The sequence below is a fragment of the Microbacterium sp. PMB16 genome (assembly GCF_051294855.1).
GTDB lineage: Bacteria > Actinomycetota > Actinomycetes > Actinomycetales > Microbacteriaceae > Microbacterium.
The window spans coordinates 3,625,781-3,641,023 of the sequence record NZ_CP145908.1 but is presented as its reverse complement, the minus strand read 5'-3'; the positions used below and the strand labels follow the sequence as shown (position 1 = coordinate 3,641,023).

Here is a 15,243-nt window from a genome sequence, read left to right as displayed (position 1 = left end):
CGTCCGAGATCCGGTAAAGTAGTCCCTTGGTGCGTATGCCGCCCCGTCCTCGTCGGTCGGAGCGGAGAGCCTTGCAATTGCACCCGTCGTCCGCGACGTATGCAAGCAACAGTCTTCCCGTGAGATTCCTGAGCCGACGTGCTCCCCAACGAAACAGGTATGAAGTGGTTTACGCAGTAGTGCGCGCCGGTGGCCGGCAGGAGAAGGTCGAGGTCGGCACCATCGTTCAGCTCGACCGTGTCAAGGCTGCCCAGGGCGAGAAGATCGAGCTGGCCGCAGTGCTGCTCGTCGACGGCGCCACGGTGACCACCGACGCTGACTCGCTGGCGAAGGTCAAGGTCACGGCTGAGGTCATCGGCAACCTCCGCGGCCCGAAGATCATCATCCAGAAGTACAAGAACAAGACCGGCTACAAGAAGCGTCAGGGGCACCGTCAGGAGCTCACGCGCGTCAAGATCACCGGCATCAAGTAAAGACCGAGGAGACCAGGACATGGCACATAAAAAGGGCGCAAGCTCCACCCGTAACGGTCGTGACTCCAACGCTCAGCGACTTGGCGTCAAGCGCTTCGGCGGTCAGCAGGTCCTCGCCGGCGAGATCATCGTCCGCCAGCGCGGCACGCACTTCCACCCCGGTGTGAACGTCGGCCGTGGTGGCGACGACACGCTGTTCGCTCTGGCCGCCGGTGCGGTCCAGTTCGGCGCGAAGGGCGGCCGCAAGGTCGTCAACATCGTCGCCGCTGCTGAGTGATCACAGCACGACATTAGTCATCCGGACGGGGCGGGCTTCGGCCCGCCCCGTCTGTGTATCTGCCCGCGGATCGACAATCGGTTCCCGGGCGCATCATCCAATCAGGAGGAGATCGAGACATGGTCACGTTCGTCGACACCGTGACGCTGCACCTGCGTGCGGGCAAGGGCGGCAACGGCTGTGTCTCGGTCCACCGCGAGAAGTTCAAGCCGCTCGGCGGCCCTGACGGCGGCAACGGCGGTGACGGCGGCGACGTCGTGCTGGTCGCCGACCCGCAGACGGGCACCCTGCTCTCGTACCACCACTCGCCGCACCGCTCCTCCGGCAACGGCGGGCCCGGCATGGGCGACCATCGCTCGGGCTTCCTCGGCGAGAACCTGGAACTGCTGGTCCCGGTGGGCACCGTCGTGAAGAACGCGGCCGGTGAGGTCCTGATCGACATGATCGAGCCGGGCGACCGCTACGTCGCCGCGGCCGGCGGCCAGGGTGGTCTGGGCAACGCGGCTCTCGCGACGCCCAAGCGCAAGGCGCCCGGGTTCGCCCTGCTCGGCACGCCGGGCGTCGAACGCGATCTGGTGCTCGAGCTGAAGACCGTCGCCGACATCGCCCTCGTGGGGTACCCGTCGGCCGGCAAGTCGAGCCTGATCGGCGCGATCTCCGCCGCCCGGCCCAAGATCGCCGACTATCCGTTCACCACGCTCCACCCGAACCTCGGCGTCGTGCAGTCGGAGGACTTCCGCTACACCGTCGCCGACGTGCCCGGCCTCATCGAGGGCGCGAGCGAAGGACGCGGTCTGGGACTCGAGTTCCTCCGACACGTCGAGCGCTGCACGGCACTGCTGCACGTGCTCGACTGCGCGACGCTCGAACCCGGCCGCGACCCGATCTCCGACCTCGACGTGATCCTCGCCGAGCTCGCCGCCTACGAGGTGCCCGAGGGGCAGACGCCCCTGCTCGAGCGCCCGCAGCTCATCGCGCTGAACAAGATCGACGTCCCCGAGGCGCGCGATCTGGCTGAGCTCGTGCGGCCCGATCTGGAGGCCCGCGGCTTCCGCGTCTTCGATATCTCGACCGTCTCGCACGAGGGTCTTCGTCCGCTCACACTCGCGCTCGGAGAGCTCGTCGACAAGCACCGGCGTGAGGCCGTCGTCGCGCCGCCCCGCGAGCGCGTCGTCCTCCGCACGCGCGCACCCAAGAAGGAATTCTCGATCCGCGTGGAGGGCGGCACGTACGGCAACGTGTACCGCATCCTCGGCGAGAAGCCGGTGCGCTGGGTGCAGCAGACCGACTTCCAGAACGAGGAGGCCGTCGGCTTCCTCGCCGATCGCCTGGAGAAGCTGGGCGTCGAAGACGAACTCTTCCGCGTCGGGGCAGTGCAGGGATCGACCGTCGTGATCGGCGAGGGCGACAGCATCGTCTTCGACTGGGAGCCCACCATGAGCTCGGCTGCCGAACTCATGGCGGCTCCGCGAGGAACCGACCCCCGTCTCGCACCGAACGACCGCCGTACCACCTCGGAGCGTCGTCAGACGTACTACGAGCGCATGGATGCCAAGGCTGCTGCTCGTGCGGAGGTGGAGGCTCAGCGCCTCGCGGCGTACCGCGAGGAGGGCGAGTGACCGCTCGCACCCGCGCCGAACTCGCCTCGGCATCCCGCATCGTCGTCAAGGTCGGATCCTCGTCGGTGAGCGGCGAGTCGTCCTGGCGCATCCCCGTGCTGGTCGAGGCGCTGGCTGCAGCCCACGCCCGCGGCGCGGAGGTCGTGCTGGTCTCGTCGGGAGCGATCGCCACCGGCATCCCGTTCCTGCGGCTCGAGGCCAGGCCGACCGACCTCGCCACCCAGCAGGCGGCAGCGGCGGTCGGGCAGAACATCCTCGTCTACCGCTACCAGGAGTCGCTGCGTCCCTTCGACATCGTCGCAGGACAGGTCCTGCTCACGACCGGTGACCTGGAGAACCCGACGTCGCGGTCGAACGCCCGTCGTGCGATGGAGCGGCTGCTCGGACTGCGGATCCTTCCGATCGTCAACGAGAACGACACGGTGGCGACGCAGGAGATCCGGTTCGGCGACAACGACCGTCTCGGCGCACTCGTGGCACAGCTGATCGAGGCCGACGCGTTGATCCTGCTCAGCGACATCGAGTCGCTCTACACGAAGCCGCCGTCCGATCCGGGCGCTGAGCCGATCGACATCGTGGCGCCGGATGCCGATCTCAGTGGTCTCGAGTTCGGCGCGACGGTCGTGAACAGCGTCGGCACCGGGGGAGCAGCTACCAAGGTGTCGGCGGCTCGGCTCGCCGCGGCATCCGGTATCGGCGTTCTCGTGACCAGTGCCGACCTCGTCGATCAGGCCCTCGCCGGCGCCGACATCGGGACCTGGTTCGAACCGGCGATCTCCTAAACTGGGCGGATGACCGACCAGACACCCCAGGCGCGCCTGGTGCGCGCCAAAGAGGCGTCTCGCGCCACTGCCGCTCTCACCAGCGACGACAAGGCGCACGCGCTCGAAGCGATCGCGGTGGCCCTCGAACGGGATGCCGCTCGGATCATCGAGGCGAACGGTCGCGACATCGTCCGTGGTCGCGAAGACGGCATCGGCGAATCGCTGATCGACCGACTGCGACTCGACGAGAAGCGCGTGGCGGCGCTCGCGTCTGCGGTGCGCCAGGTGGCGGCTCTTCCGGACCCTGTCGGTCGGGTCGTCGGCGGACACCGGATGCCGAACGGCGTGGCGCTGGAGCAGGTGCGGGTCCCGTTCGGAGTCGTCGGTGCGATCTACGAGGCGCGCCCCAACGTCACCGTCGACATCGCCGCGCTCGCGCTGCGATCGGGCAACGCGGTGGTCCTCCGTGGCGGCAGCGCCGCACGCGAGTCGAACACCGTGCTCGTCGAGATCATGCGTCACGCGCTCGAAGGAGCGGGAGTCACTGCTGAGGCGATCCAGACGGTCGACGACTTCGGTCGCGAGGGTGCCAAGGCTCTCATGCGCGGTCGTGGCTTCATCGACGTGCTCGTGCCGCGGGGGAGTGCGGGCCTCATCGAGACCGTCGTCACCGAATCGACGGTTCCGGTGATCGAGACCGGGGCGGGCAACGTCCACATCCTGCTCGACGAGACGGCACCCGACGACTGGGCACGTGACATCGTCGTGAACGCCAAGGTGCAGCGCCCCAGCGTCTGCAATGCGGTCGAGACGGTGCTGGTGCACCGCCAGGCCGCGCCCAGACTCATCCCGCTGGTGGCCAGCGCGCTGCAGAGCGAGGGCGTCGCGATCCACGGCGATGACATCGTCGCCGGCCTCGTCTCGAACGTCATCCCCGCCACCGAAGAGGACTGGGAGACGGAGTACCTGAGCCTCGACATCGCCATCAAGGTCGTCGACTCGCTCGACGAGGCGCTCGACCACATCCGCCGCTACAGCACCGGGCACACCGAATCGATCATCACGACCGATTCCCGCAATGCCGAGCGCTTCCTCGCCGAGGTCGACTCCGCTGTCGTCATGGTGAACACCTCGACCCGATTCACCGACGGCGGCGAGTTCGGGTTCGGTGCGGAGGTCGGCATCTCGACCCAGAAGCTGCACGCCCGTGGCCCGATGGGACTCTCGGAGCTGACCAGCACGAAGTGGCTCGCGCGCGGGTCGGGGCAGACGCGCGCCTGAGGGCTAGACTGGGGGACGCTGTACCGCGCAGGATCCCGAAACAGCACAGCCACGAAACGGAGTCAGGATGAACCTCGTCGCACAGATCGCGATGGCCGCCGCCGAAACCGAGCACCACGGCAACGTCCAGCTCGAGACGCTGATCTTCGGAGTCATCGCCATCATCGTCTTCGCATTCCTGGGTCTGGTGACGCTGTCGTACAAGAACGTCGCCAACCGCCACTCGGCGAAGGCCGACGCATGGGCCGCGCGCCACGGCAAGGACGGCCACGAGGCAGGACACGGCCACTGAGCCCCATGGATATCGCGCCCTTATGAACACTGCTGCGACCACGCGCGCGCCGCGCATCGGCGTGATGGGCGGAACGTTCGACCCCATCCACCACGGCCACCTGGTCGCAGCCAGCGAGGTCGCACACTCCTTCGACCTGGATGAGGTCGTCTTCGTCCCTACCGGTCACCCGTGGCAGAAGTCCGATGTCACCCCCAGCGAGCACCGTTATCTGATGACGGTGATCGCGACGGCATCCAACCCGCAGTTCACCGTCAGCCGCGTCGACATCAACCGTGAGGGCCCGACGTACACGATCGACACCCTCCGCGATCTGAAGAGCGAACGACCGGATGCAGAGCTCTTCTTCATCACCGGAGCGGATGCCGTAGCGCAAATTCTCAGTTGGAGGGACCATGATGAGTTGTGGGAGTTGGCCCACTTCGTCGCGGTCTCTCGCCCAGGACACGTTCTGAGCACCGACGGCCTCCCGAGCGACAACGTCAGCCAACTCGAGGTGCCGGCGCTGTCGATCTCGTCGACCGTGTGCCGTGAACGCGTTCGCGACGATCAGCCGGTCTGGTACCTCGTTCCCGACGGCGTCGTCCAGTACATCGCGAAGCATCATCTGTATCGGAGCAAGGCATGAGTACATCGGATCAGAACGAGCAGGGTCCGCTCACGCGTAAGCAGCTGCGCGAGATCCGACTGACCGGATCCACGCCGGTGATCACCCCGGAAGACGCTGCGGCCGCCGCAGCAGCACCTCCCGCACCTCCTGTGCCGCCCGCGCCTCCCGTGCCGCGTGCGGCAGAACCCGTCGAGTTGGCGCCCGCGCCGGTCGTCGATGACGCCGCCGAGTCCGGCGGTCGACTGACTCGTCGTCAGGTCCGCGAGCAGGAGCGCGCGAGGACCGGTTCGGTCACGGTCGCCGACGGTGCGGATGCTGAGGCAGACGCCTCGACCGCAGAGGCCCCGACCGTAGAGGCCGATGCCGAGGCGCCCGCCCTGGTCGAAGAGCCCGCCCTGGTCGAAGAGCCCGCCCCGGTCGAGGAGCCAGCACAGTTCGACGAACCTGCACAGGTCGACGAACCTGCACAGGTCGAGGAGCCTGCACAGGTCCGCGATGACCAGTCTTCGGCGATCGTCTCCGGCCTGCCCGACTTCACACGCCCCGCTCCGGCCGACACGGCGGGAGACGACGACGACCTCGACGAAGAGATCGTCGTGGAGCCTGTCCGGGCCTCCGGTACCGCGCCCGTCCATGAAGCCCCGGTCGCTGTGGCCGAGGAACCCGCTGAGCCGGCGGAGCAGGACGACGTCGCCGCGGTCCTCGGTCTGTCCGACGAGGTCGAGACCGTCGCCGACGACTCTGACGATGTCCTCGCTGACGTGGACGACGCCGACGACACCGATGTCGTCGAAGACACCCGCCCCACGGTCAACTCCGCATTCGGCGAAGGTGTCCTGACAGACGCGCCCGAGGTGCACACGCCGTTCCGCCCGTCCTTCGACGAGCTGCTCACGGTGGGCGATTCCACGGGATCGCAGCATTCCGCACCGAACGCCCTCATCTTCACGCCGTCTCCCGGCGACGGATCCCTCTCGGGTCCTGTCGCATCCACGGGAGAGATCCTGGTCACGGGCTCCTACGAACTGCCCCAGGGCCTCGGCTCGCAGGGTCACGCCCACGGCACCACCGATGGAAAAGACATCGACGCCGTCCTCATCGACGGAGAGCTGCCTCCGGCATCCTCCCCGACGCCTATCGCCGCAAGCGCGGCGGTCAGCACCATCAAGCCTGCCGGCGAAGTGATCCGTCCGCCGGCACCCGAAAAGGGCAGCCGGCTTACGCTCGTCCTCACCATCATCGTCGGGGGTCTGGCTCTCGCTCTGGCGGTCGCTCTGGTCGTCGCCATATCAACGAATGTGTTCTGATGCAATCACCTGAAACTGCCGAAGAGATGCTGCGTCTCGCAGCACAAGCCGCCATCGACAAGGGCGGTGAAGATCTGGTCGCGCTGAACGTCTCCGAGCCGCTGCCGCTGGTCGACATCTTCCTGCTCGTCACCGGAAACAGCGAGCGCAACGTCGCCGCTATCGCCGACGAGATCGAGGACCGGCTGATCGAGTCGGGCCACAAGCGCGTGCGCCGTGAAGGGCGCTCCGAAGCGCGCTGGATCCTGCTCGACTTCGGCGACCTGATCGTGCACGTCTTCCACCAGGAGGAGCGCGTCTACTACGGCCTCGAGCGCCTGTGGAAGGACTGCCCGGTCGTCCCGATCGACGTCGCCGAGCCCGCCGCAGATCGTCCCTGACGTGCCGACCCACCTGATCACCGGTGCCGGTTCCGGCATCGGTGCGGTCCTCGCGCGGCGGCTGCTCGACCGAGGCGATCAGGTCATCGCTCTGGCACGTGACGCCGGGCGTGCGCGCGAGATCGCTGCGGAGCTGCCGGGCGCGACGACACTCGTCGGAGATCTCGCCCAGCCGGGCCGGATCTCGTGGGCGCTGTCCAAACAGCACCTGCCGGATCGGATCGACTCGCTGCTCCACGTGGCAGGTGTCGTCGATCTCGGGTCGGTGGCCGACCTCGCGCCCACCGTGTGGGAGCAGCAACTCGCCGTGAACCTCGTGGCCCCGGCCGAGCTCACCCGACTCCTGCTGCCGATTCTGCGTGTGTCCGGTGGGCACGTCGTGTTCGTGAATTCGGGTGCCGGACTGCACGCTCACGCCGGGTGGTCCGCCTATGCGGCGTCGAAGCACGGACTGAAGGCCCTTGCCGACGCGCTGCGGTCCGAGGAAGCTGAGCACGGCGTCCGCGTCACGTCGATCTTCCCTGGCCGCACTGCGACGCCGATGCAGCAGCGTGTGCATCAGCAGGAGGGGCTCGAGTACGAGCCCGAGCGGTTCATCAGTCCGGATGCCGTCGCCACGACGATCCTCACCGCGCTCGACCTGCCGCGTGACGCTCACCTCACGGATCTGACGGTGCGCCCCGGTCGCTGAGTCCGGCCTCCCCGCACAGGCGCCCGCGAACGAGAAACGCACCTCCCGATCATCGGGGGGTGCGTTTGCTTGTGTCGTCTCAGAGAGCGTCGTCGTCTTCGACGGCGTCGGCGCCGGAGGCCACACGATCCGCCTCGGCACTGTCGACGAGCGCGTCGTCGATGTCGGTGTCTGGCACATGCTCGCCGTCGACGACCTTGGTGGGAACACCTTCGGGTTCGTCGCCATCCGGGAACGGGACCACGGGAGGAATGGGGTTCGACATGAGCGCATCCTTTCGGTCGGTGGTGCTGGATGCCGTAAAGGTACGTCGATCCCCGGCGTGGCAGGAACGGGTTGACCGCAGCCTGCGGGAGCGCTAGGACGAGGAAAGCCCCCGGATGAAATCCGGGGGCTTGTCTGGTGGACCTGAGGGGACTCGAACCCCTGACCCCCTGCATGCCATGCAGGTGCGCTACCAGCTGCGCCACAGGCCCAGACGCTGCTCTGTAAAACCTCGGAGCAACTTGAAAAGAGTACTACACGAGTCGGCGGCAGCACCAATCCGGGAGCGGACCCCGGGCGCGTCGCGAGCTCCCGGAACAACGGCCGGGCCCCAGGTGTTCGATTCATCGTGGACATCCTCGACAGCGTCGTGATCGGTGCAGGGCAGGCCGGTCTTTCGGCATCCTTCCATCTGACCCGACTGGGGATCTCGCACGTCGTGCTCGACGCCGATTCACGGCCGGGCGGCGCGTGGCAGCACCGCTGGGACGCGCTGACGATGCGGGATGTGCACGGCGTCGCCGAGCTTCCCGCCGATACCGCCCCTCCTCGCGACGAGGAGCGCGCGAACGTGGCCGTTCCGGCGTACTTCGCCGCGTACGAGCGCACGCACGACCTTCCTGTCATCAGGCCCGTGCAGGTCGATCGAGTCGAGGATCAGAACGGTCTGCTCGTGGTGCGTGCACAGGATCGGGAATGGACGACGCGCACCCTCGTGAACGCGACCGGAACGTGGACCCATCCCTTCCTCCCGCACTATCCCGGGATGGAGACGTTCCTGGGGGAGCAGCTGCACACCGTGGACTACCCGGGTCCGGCGCACTTCGTCGGCAAACGGGTCCTGGTGGTCGGCGGCGGGGCGTCGGCCGTGCAGTTCCTCGGCGCCCTCGCACCGATCACCGAGACCCTCTGGGCCACTCGGCGAGAGCCGGCGTGGCGGACGGGCGACTTCTCACCCGAGGCCGGTGCCGCCGCGGTCGCGCTCGTCGAGCAGCGGGTCGCCGCAGGCCTTCCCCCGCAGAGCGTGGTCAGCGTCACCGGGCTGATGCTGCGGCCGCAGGAGCGCGAGGCCGAACTCCTCGGCGCCTACGCCGACCGCCGCCCGATGTTCTCGAGGATCGAACCCGACGGCGTGCGCTGGGCCGACGGCTCGTTCGAGCGCGTCGACGTCATCCTCTGGGCCACCGGCTTCCGGCCCGCCATCTCGCATCTCGCGCCGCTGCATCTGCGGAGCGCGGCGGGAGGCATCCAGCTCGACCGCAACGGACGCGGCACGACCGCGGTGGCGGACGCGCGCGTGCAGCTGGTCGGCTACGGCCCCTCCGCGAGCACCATCGGCGCCAACCGCGCGGGTAGGTCGGCGGCGAAGGGCGTGCAGCGGGCACTGAGCGCCGTCCGGGAGTCGGTGACAGGCGGCTGAGCCGCGCCACACCGTCCGAAAGCTGTGTTCGGTAGGCGCAGCACCTGCTCGCTACGCTGTGGTCATGCTCCGCATCGTCATCGCCGTCGTCTGGCTGCTGCTCTCGGCTTGGCTCCTCATCTGGGCCGGTGAAGGCCTCTTCGGCGTGAACCAGCGCCAGTCGATCCTGCCGTTCTCGGGCGAGGACACCTTGGGTGGCCCGATCTTCATCGGAGTCGCGTGGGGACTGGTGCTGACCTTCGGCGGGGTATTCGTCGGCCTCGGTCGACGGAAGGTGCCCCGGGGCGACGCGCAGATCGGCGTCGGCACCGTCGTCGAGATCTCACGCACCGGCCTGACGGTGAACGATGTGCCGCAGTACGACATCTTCGTGCGCGTGACGCCGCTCGCCGGCGACGACTTCATCGGACAGCTCAGGATGCTGGTCGACGCGAGCGACTTCGCCGCGCTCCAGGTCGGGGCGCCGATGCCCGTCCGCTACAGCCTGACCGACCAGGACACCATCGAGCTCGCCGACCTGACCGAGCCGGCCGTGCGCGATGCGCTGATGCAGTGGCGGATCGACCGCGGGCTCATCGCTCCGAATCAGGTGCGCGCGAGGATGACCGGCACGCAGGTCCCGGCATCCGTCCTCGAGGTGCGGCCGACCGGACGCCGCAAGGAGGGGCAGAGCGAACTCGCACTGCGCGTGCTGATGGCGCCGGAGGGCGCCGCCACCTGGGAGGCCGACACCACCGTCTTCGTGTATCCGCAGGCGATCTCCCGTCTGCAGGTCGGGGCTCCCATCTGGGCGTTCTACCGCCGGGAGGACCCGCAGACCGTTGCCGTGACGATCGAGAAGGAGGCCGGGCGATGAACCCCATGGACACCCTCATCTGGCTGGTGAACTTCCCCGCCTCGCACGGATACGCGATGGTCTTCATCGCGGGCTTCTCGATCCTCGGTCTCTTCGCGATGTCGGTGAGCGGAGCGGCACCCGGCGGGTCGCTGCGCACCATCCGCGAGCGGGAGGGTCTGCTCCGGCCGGAAGAGCGTCCGCGCGGGCAGATCCGGCAACGCATCGCCCGCATCGTCTTCCGCATCCTCGCCTTCGTGATGCTGGGTTCGCTGGTGCTCGGCATCCTGAGCCTGACCGGTGTGCCGGTCACGCGCGCCTACATCTACGACAACGGTCGCCCGACGACCGCCACGATGGACGGCGACTGGGTCACGTTCACCACGGCTGACGGTGTCGAGTACACGCTCGAGAGCAACTTCTTCACCCCAGCGGTGTATCCGGATCGCGACACCTACATGCCCAGCGGTGCGCCGGTCGTGGTGCGCTACCTGCCCTCTCACCCGCAGGCGTTCGTGATCGACAGCGCGCAGACCCCGCGCTGACGTCTGTCTCGGCGCGTAGGGTGAAGAGCATGTCGCGCATCATCGTGTTCGGCGGCCACGGCCGCATCGCCCTGCTCCTCGCCCCGCTTCTCGCCGCACGCGGGGATGAGATCACCGGCGTCATCCGCAACCCCGACCACACGGCCGAGGTCGAGTCCGGTGGTGCCCGAGCCCTGGTGGCCGACGTCGAGCACCTCGACGTCGACGTCCTCGCCGAGATCATCCGCGGCCACGACGCCGTGGTGTGGTCTGCCGGCGCAGGAGGCGGCTCGCCTGAGCGCACGTACGCTGTCGACCGGGATGCCGCAGAGCGGACGATGGATGCCGCGCAGTTGGCGGGCGTTCGACGCTACGTCATGGTCTCGTGGCTCGGCTCGACCGCCGACCACGGAGTTCCGGAAGACGACTCGTTCTTCGCCTACGCCGACGCGAAGTGGGCGGCGGACGAGCACCTGCGCGGCACCGAGCTGGAGGGCACGATCCTCGCCCCCGGGACGCTCACCTTCGACGCGCCCACCGGGCAGATCCAGATCGATCCGGAGGGTCGCGGCGCGGTCTCCCGTGCCGATGTCGCGGCAGTGATCGCCGAGGCCCTGACACAGCCGTGCACGATCGGGCGGACCATCCGCTTCGGCAACGGCGACGCGGATTCCGCCGTCACGGTCGCCGACGCGCTCGCCTGCTGAGCGCACGACGCTCCGGAGAGACGACATGCCGCGTCACCGCACCTGGGCTGCCGCCGCGCTGCTGGCCGTGGCGGCAGCGGTATGTGTCGCACCGGGCGCTGCGGCGATGACTGCGGCGTCGGCCCCGGCGGGAGTGTCGACGGCCGCCGCTGACACCGCGTCCGACGCGATGAACGCTCGCGCAACAGCGCTCGTCGCGCAGATGACGGTGGAAGAGCGGGCAGCGACCGTCGTCATGGGTCACATCGGCGGCACCGACCCGGCGGCATTGCACGCGTACATGGGCTCCGGGCTCGGCGGCTTCATCCTCATGGGGGCGAACATCCCCGACTCGGAAGCGGCCCTCCAGCGCCTCACAGCCGCCCTGACGATCGACCCCGCCCTGCCGCCGCTGATCGCGGTGGACCAGGAGGGCGGCATCGTGTCGCGCTTGAACGGCGACGACTATCCGGCGTCGACCACGCTGAAGGATCGCCCGGTCGCCGACGCGACGGCAGCGTTCGCGGCGCGCGGCTCGCTCGTGGCGCGCTCCGGCATCACAGTGAACTTCGGCACCGTCGCCGATGTCACCTCCGACTCGGGATCGTTCATCTACGGGCGAGCGCTCGGCTCGGACCCGCAGGGCGCAGCCGATCGGGTGGCCGCGGCGACGACGGCGCAGGAGCAGTTCGTCGCCTCGACCCTCAAACACTTCCCCGGACACGGTGCCGCGCCCGGCGACTCGCACAGTGCGATCCCCGACTCCTCGATGAGCCTCAAGGAGTGGCGCTCGACCGAGGCGAAGCCGTTCGAGGCCGGCATCGATGCCGGAGCCTCGCTGCTGATGTTCGGACACCTGGCATACACCGCGGTCGACAGCGCTCCGGCATCCCTCTCACCGGCCTGGCACGAGATCGCCAGGGATGAACTCGGCTTCGACGGCATCATCGTGACCGACGACCTCGGCATGCTGCTGTCATCGGGCGACCCGGCGTACGCCGATCCGGTCGCGAACGGCGTGGCCGCCCTGGCGGCCGGCTCCGACCTCCTCCTGATGATCGCGGGTTCCGACGCCGGTACGGCGGGGCGGATGACCGCAGGCATCGCCGCCGCCGTGGACTCGGGTTCCCTCTCGGCGGACAGGCTCGAAGAGGCTGCCACTCGTGTGGTGACACTGCGGCTGCGTCTGTCTGCCGCGACGGCGCAATGGACGCCGTGCCCTGACTGCGACCCCGTGGACTGACGTCACGCGTTGGCGAGCGCGCTCTCGCCCTGCCAGGCGGTCAGCAGGGCGACCCGAAGCGCCGCACCGCGCTCCGCGAAGCCCCGCTGCCGTCGCACGTACTCGCTCTTGCCGTCGGCGGTCTCGATCGGCACGGGCACGACGCCCCAGGGCGAGAGATCGTAGGGTGCCGCCTGCATGTCGAGCTGACGGATGTCGCGCGCCAGCTCGAAGGCGTCGAGCAGCAGCTCGCCGGGGATGAGCGGCCCGAGCTTCATCGCCCACTTGTAGAGATCCATGCCGGCATGCAGGCACCCCGGCTGCTCGAACAGCGGCTGATCGTCACGGGTCAGCGACTCGCGGTTCCGTGGCACCGCATCGGGGGTGAAGAAGCGGAAGGCGTCGAAGTGCGTGCACCGGAGATCGTGGTTCTCGACGACGGCGTCGGTACCCGCCTGCCCCAAACGCAGCGGAACGGCGTGCCGGTGCTCGTCGGCGCGGTAGACCATCGCCCACTCATGCAGCCCGAAGCACCCGAACTGTCCGGGGCGTGAGGCCGTGCGGCGCAGCATCCGCTCGATCAGATCCGCGAGCTCGGTCTTCTCGCGGGCGAAGGCCCCGGCGTCGGGCACGACAGCTCCCTCCGTCGAGCCAGGGGAGTACCAACGCCAGGACGCGCGGTCCGCCGCGTCGGCGAGCTCGATGCCCGCCCCCGGGTGCCAGCGACGCAACTGCGCGGGCTTGTAGGCGTAATAGGTGAAGAGGAAGTCCCACACCGGGTGCTTCTCGGCTCGAGACGCGCGCTCACGATGCTCGGCGGTCAGGGCATCCGCCCGCGCCTGATGAGCCCGCTCGCGGGCCAGCCACTCCTCGCGTGCCAGAGTCATGTCAGTGCAGGATGCCGGCCTCGCCGAGCTGGTCCCTCAGACCTGCGCCGTCCTCAGCGCTGACCCAGGGGGCGGAGTCGGCGGCGTGCGGCTCCGACTCGGCGCGCCCGCCAGCCAGCACGGCCTCGGCGGGGAGCAGGCGGCGGATCGCGACACCCGCGACGGATTCGGGGTGCTCCTCCATGAACTGCGTGTAGATCGACTCGTCATGCTGACCGTCATCGCCGATCAGCAGCCACTTGACGTCGGGGAATTCGGTCGCGAGGCGACGCAGGTTGGTGAGCTTGTGCTCGCGCCCGCTCCGGAACCACCGGTCATGGGTGGGACCCCAGTCGGTCAGGAGCATGGAACCTGCGGGGAAGAGATGACGGCCGAGGAATCGCCAGAGCGTCGGTGCGACGTTCCAGGCACCGGTCGAGAGGTACACCATCGGGGCGCCGGGATGCTGGCGCAGCAGCTGATCCAGCAGCACGGCCATCCCCGGCACGGGAAGACGTGCGTGCTCGTCGAGCACGAAAGAGTTCCAGAATGCGATGAACGGGCGGGGGAGCGCGGTCACCATCACGGTGTCGTCGACATCGGAGACCACGCCGAAGTTCGTGCTGTCGGAGACGACGAACGCCCGCGCCTCGACCGGCTCCTGCTCCTCGACGGAGATCGTGAACGTCTGCCACCCGGCTTCGAGATCCGCATGGATGACGGTGTCGATGACCCCGCCACGGTCGGCGACGACCTGATGCGTGGAGTCGCCGAGGTGCACGGTCACCGCGGCGAAGCTCACCGGGATGCCGACGAAGCTCCGCCAGCCGCGCACGCTCGCAGGCTCTCCGTCGCGGGTGCGACGGGCAGGCGGGACGATCAGCACACGACCGACGACGCGTACCCACCCAGGACCGCCGTAGCCGGGGAACGGCAGGATGGTGGCGACGCGCCCGCGGCGGCGCGCACGGCCCTCACGCCAGACGTGAAGGCGGTGCTCGAGACGCGCGAACCAGTGGATCCGGGGCGCCGGGGGTGCGGAAGCCATTGCCTCAGTCTTTCACGTCGGCGTCCGACTCCGCTTCTTCAGCCTCCAGGTGACGGGATTCCATGCGCTGCAGCAGCTTCTTGCCGAGGAAGACCGCGAGGAGGAAGACCGCGATGATGCCGACGAAGATGTAGCCGGCGTAGTGGACCTTGTCTGCGAGTTCGTCGAAGCTTCCGGCCGCGAGAGAGGTGATGCTCACGTATGCCGTGGCCCACAGCAGGCAGGCGGGTGCCGTCCACGCGAGGAACCGGCGGTAGGAGAAGTGGCTCATCCCCACCGTGAGGGGGACGAGGGAGTGGAGCACCGGGAGGAAGCGGGACAGGAAGATGGCGATGCCACCCCGACGGGCGAGATAGCGCTCGGCGCGCACCCAGTTCTTCTCGCCGACTCGACGTCCCACCCAGGACGCCCGGATGTGCGGACCGATCCACCGCCCGAGTCCGAAGCCGATGCTCTCGCCGATCAGCGCGCCGACGAGGACGGCGACGATCATCGCCGCGGCCTCACCGGGGCTGGTGATGCCGATCGAGGCGACGAGCACGACCGTGTCTCCCGGGACGACCAGTCCGATCAGGACGCTGGTCTCGAGCAGGACCGCAAGGCCCGCGATGAGAGTGCGGGCGATGGGATCGATCGACCGCATGAAGTCGATCAGCCACGGTACGAAGTCCTCCACTCCTTGAG

The 15,243-nt window shown here is 68.6% G+C and carries 19 protein-coding genes and 1 tRNA gene; 15 read left to right on the top strand and 5 right to left on the bottom strand.

All coding sequences use genetic code 11. From position 1 onward, the window contains the following. Window positions 1–164: 164 nt before the first annotated feature. From rplU to V5D55_RS17500, 10 genes are all read left to right on the top strand, one after another. Window positions 165–473: a 50S ribosomal protein L21 gene (gene rplU, locus V5D55_RS17545; RefSeq protein WP_028501602.1), complete on the top strand. Its 309-nt coding sequence runs from the start codon at window positions 165–167 to the stop codon at window positions 471–473. 19 nt (window positions 474–492) lie between these two features. Next, the gene (gene rpmA, locus V5D55_RS17540) at window positions 493–750 is read left to right on the top strand and encodes a 50S ribosomal protein L27 (protein WP_028501603.1); all 258 of its coding nucleotides are present in this window, start codon (window positions 493–495) and stop codon (window positions 748–750) included. A 119-nt stretch (window positions 751–869) separates the two neighbouring features. Then, window positions 870–2,369, top strand: coding sequence for a GTPase ObgE (gene obgE / locus V5D55_RS17535; RefSeq protein ID WP_435745493.1), 1,500 nt, complete (start codon window positions 870–872; stop codon window positions 2,367–2,369). Continuing rightward, window positions 2,366–3,151, top strand: a complete 786-nt coding sequence (gene proB / locus V5D55_RS17530) for a glutamate 5-kinase (protein ID WP_435745490.1) — start codon at window positions 2,366–2,368, stop codon at window positions 3,149–3,151. The genes obgE and proB overlap by 4 nt, the downstream gene beginning before the upstream one ends. 9 nt (window positions 3,152–3,160) lie before the next feature. Then, the gene (locus V5D55_RS17525) at window positions 3,161–4,414 is read left to right on the top strand and encodes a glutamate-5-semialdehyde dehydrogenase (protein ID WP_435745487.1); all 1,254 of its coding nucleotides are present in this window, start codon (window positions 3,161–3,163) and stop codon (window positions 4,412–4,414) included. Window positions 4,415–4,481: 67 nt separating this feature from the next. Next, window positions 4,482–4,706: a hypothetical protein gene (locus tag V5D55_RS17520; protein ID WP_435745484.1), complete on the top strand. Its 225-nt coding sequence runs from the start codon at window positions 4,482–4,484 to the stop codon at window positions 4,704–4,706. A 22-nt stretch (window positions 4,707–4,728) separates the two neighbouring features. Beyond that, entirely contained in the window at window positions 4,729–5,334 is a 606-nt protein-coding gene (nadD, locus tag V5D55_RS17515; RefSeq protein WP_435745482.1) for a nicotinate-nucleotide adenylyltransferase, read from the top strand. Beyond that, a complete protein-coding gene (locus tag V5D55_RS17510) occupies window positions 5,331–6,623 on the top strand; it encodes a hypothetical protein (RefSeq protein WP_435745480.1) in 1,293 nt (430 codons plus the stop codon). The genes nadD and V5D55_RS17510 overlap by 4 nt, the downstream gene beginning before the upstream one ends. Further along, entirely contained in the window at window positions 6,623–7,003 is a 381-nt protein-coding gene (rsfS, locus tag V5D55_RS17505) for a ribosome silencing factor (protein WP_435745478.1), read from the top strand. Before V5D55_RS17510 ends, rsfS begins: the two co-directional genes overlap by 1 nt. Before the next feature lies 1 nt (window position 7,004). Further along, entirely contained in the window at window positions 7,005–7,694 is a 690-nt protein-coding gene (locus V5D55_RS17500) for an SDR family oxidoreductase (RefSeq protein WP_435745476.1), read from the top strand. 79 nt (window positions 7,695–7,773) lie between these two features. On the opposite strand, the gene V5D55_RS17495 is transcribed toward V5D55_RS17500, so the two are convergent. Beyond that, window positions 7,774–7,959: a hypothetical protein gene (locus V5D55_RS17495; RefSeq protein WP_435745474.1), complete on the bottom strand. Its 186-nt coding sequence runs from the start codon at window positions 7,957–7,959 to the stop codon at window positions 7,774–7,776. 135 nt (window positions 7,960–8,094) lie between these two features. Further along, window positions 8,095–8,170, bottom strand: a tRNA-Ala gene (locus V5D55_RS17490). Window positions 8,171–8,307: 137 nt separating this feature from the next. Here V5D55_RS17490 and V5D55_RS17485 point away from each other — a divergent pair. The 5 genes from V5D55_RS17485 to V5D55_RS17465 all read left to right on the top strand — a co-directional run bounded on the left by V5D55_RS17485 (window position 8,308) and on the right by V5D55_RS17465 (window position 12,666). Beyond that, window positions 8,308–9,378, top strand: a complete 1,071-nt coding sequence (locus V5D55_RS17485) for an NAD(P)-binding domain-containing protein (protein ID WP_435745471.1) — start codon at window positions 8,308–8,310, stop codon at window positions 9,376–9,378. A 64-nt stretch (window positions 9,379–9,442) separates the two neighbouring features. Continuing rightward, window positions 9,443–10,234, top strand: coding sequence for a hypothetical protein (locus V5D55_RS17480; protein WP_435745468.1), 792 nt, complete (start codon window positions 9,443–9,445; stop codon window positions 10,232–10,234). Next, window positions 10,231–10,758: a hypothetical protein gene (locus tag V5D55_RS17475; protein WP_435745466.1), complete on the top strand. Its 528-nt coding sequence runs from the start codon at window positions 10,231–10,233 to the stop codon at window positions 10,756–10,758. Before V5D55_RS17480 ends, V5D55_RS17475 begins: the two co-directional genes overlap by 4 nt. Window positions 10,759–10,787: 29 nt before the next feature. Further along, the gene (locus V5D55_RS17470) at window positions 10,788–11,444 is read left to right on the top strand and encodes an SDR family oxidoreductase (RefSeq protein ID WP_435745464.1); all 657 of its coding nucleotides are present in this window, start codon (window positions 10,788–10,790) and stop codon (window positions 11,442–11,444) included. A 25-nt stretch (window positions 11,445–11,469) separates the two neighbouring features. Then, entirely contained in the window at window positions 11,470–12,666 is a 1,197-nt protein-coding gene (locus V5D55_RS17465; protein ID WP_435745462.1) for a glycoside hydrolase family 3 N-terminal domain-containing protein, read from the top strand. Between the two features lie 2 nt (window positions 12,667–12,668). On the opposite strand, the gene V5D55_RS17460 is transcribed toward V5D55_RS17465, so the two are convergent. From V5D55_RS17460 to V5D55_RS17450, 3 genes are read right to left on the bottom strand one after another with little or no spacing between them, the layout of a single operon-like run. Next, window positions 12,669–13,532, bottom strand: a complete 864-nt coding sequence (locus V5D55_RS17460) for a 3-methyladenine DNA glycosylase (protein ID WP_435745460.1) — start codon at window positions 13,530–13,532, stop codon at window positions 12,669–12,671. Window position 13,533: 1 nt separating this feature from the next. Beyond that, window positions 13,534–14,559 carry an App1 family protein gene (locus V5D55_RS17455; protein ID WP_435745457.1) on the bottom strand — a complete coding sequence of 342 codons (1,026 nt, stop codon included), beginning with the start codon at window positions 14,557–14,559 and terminating at the stop codon, window positions 13,534–13,536. A 4-nt stretch (window positions 14,560–14,563) separates the two neighbouring features. Further along, window positions 14,564–15,235 carry a DedA family protein gene (locus tag V5D55_RS17450; protein WP_435745455.1) on the bottom strand — a complete coding sequence of 224 codons (672 nt, stop codon included), beginning with the start codon at window positions 15,233–15,235 and terminating at the stop codon, window positions 14,564–14,566. Window positions 15,236–15,243: the final 8 nt, after the last annotated feature.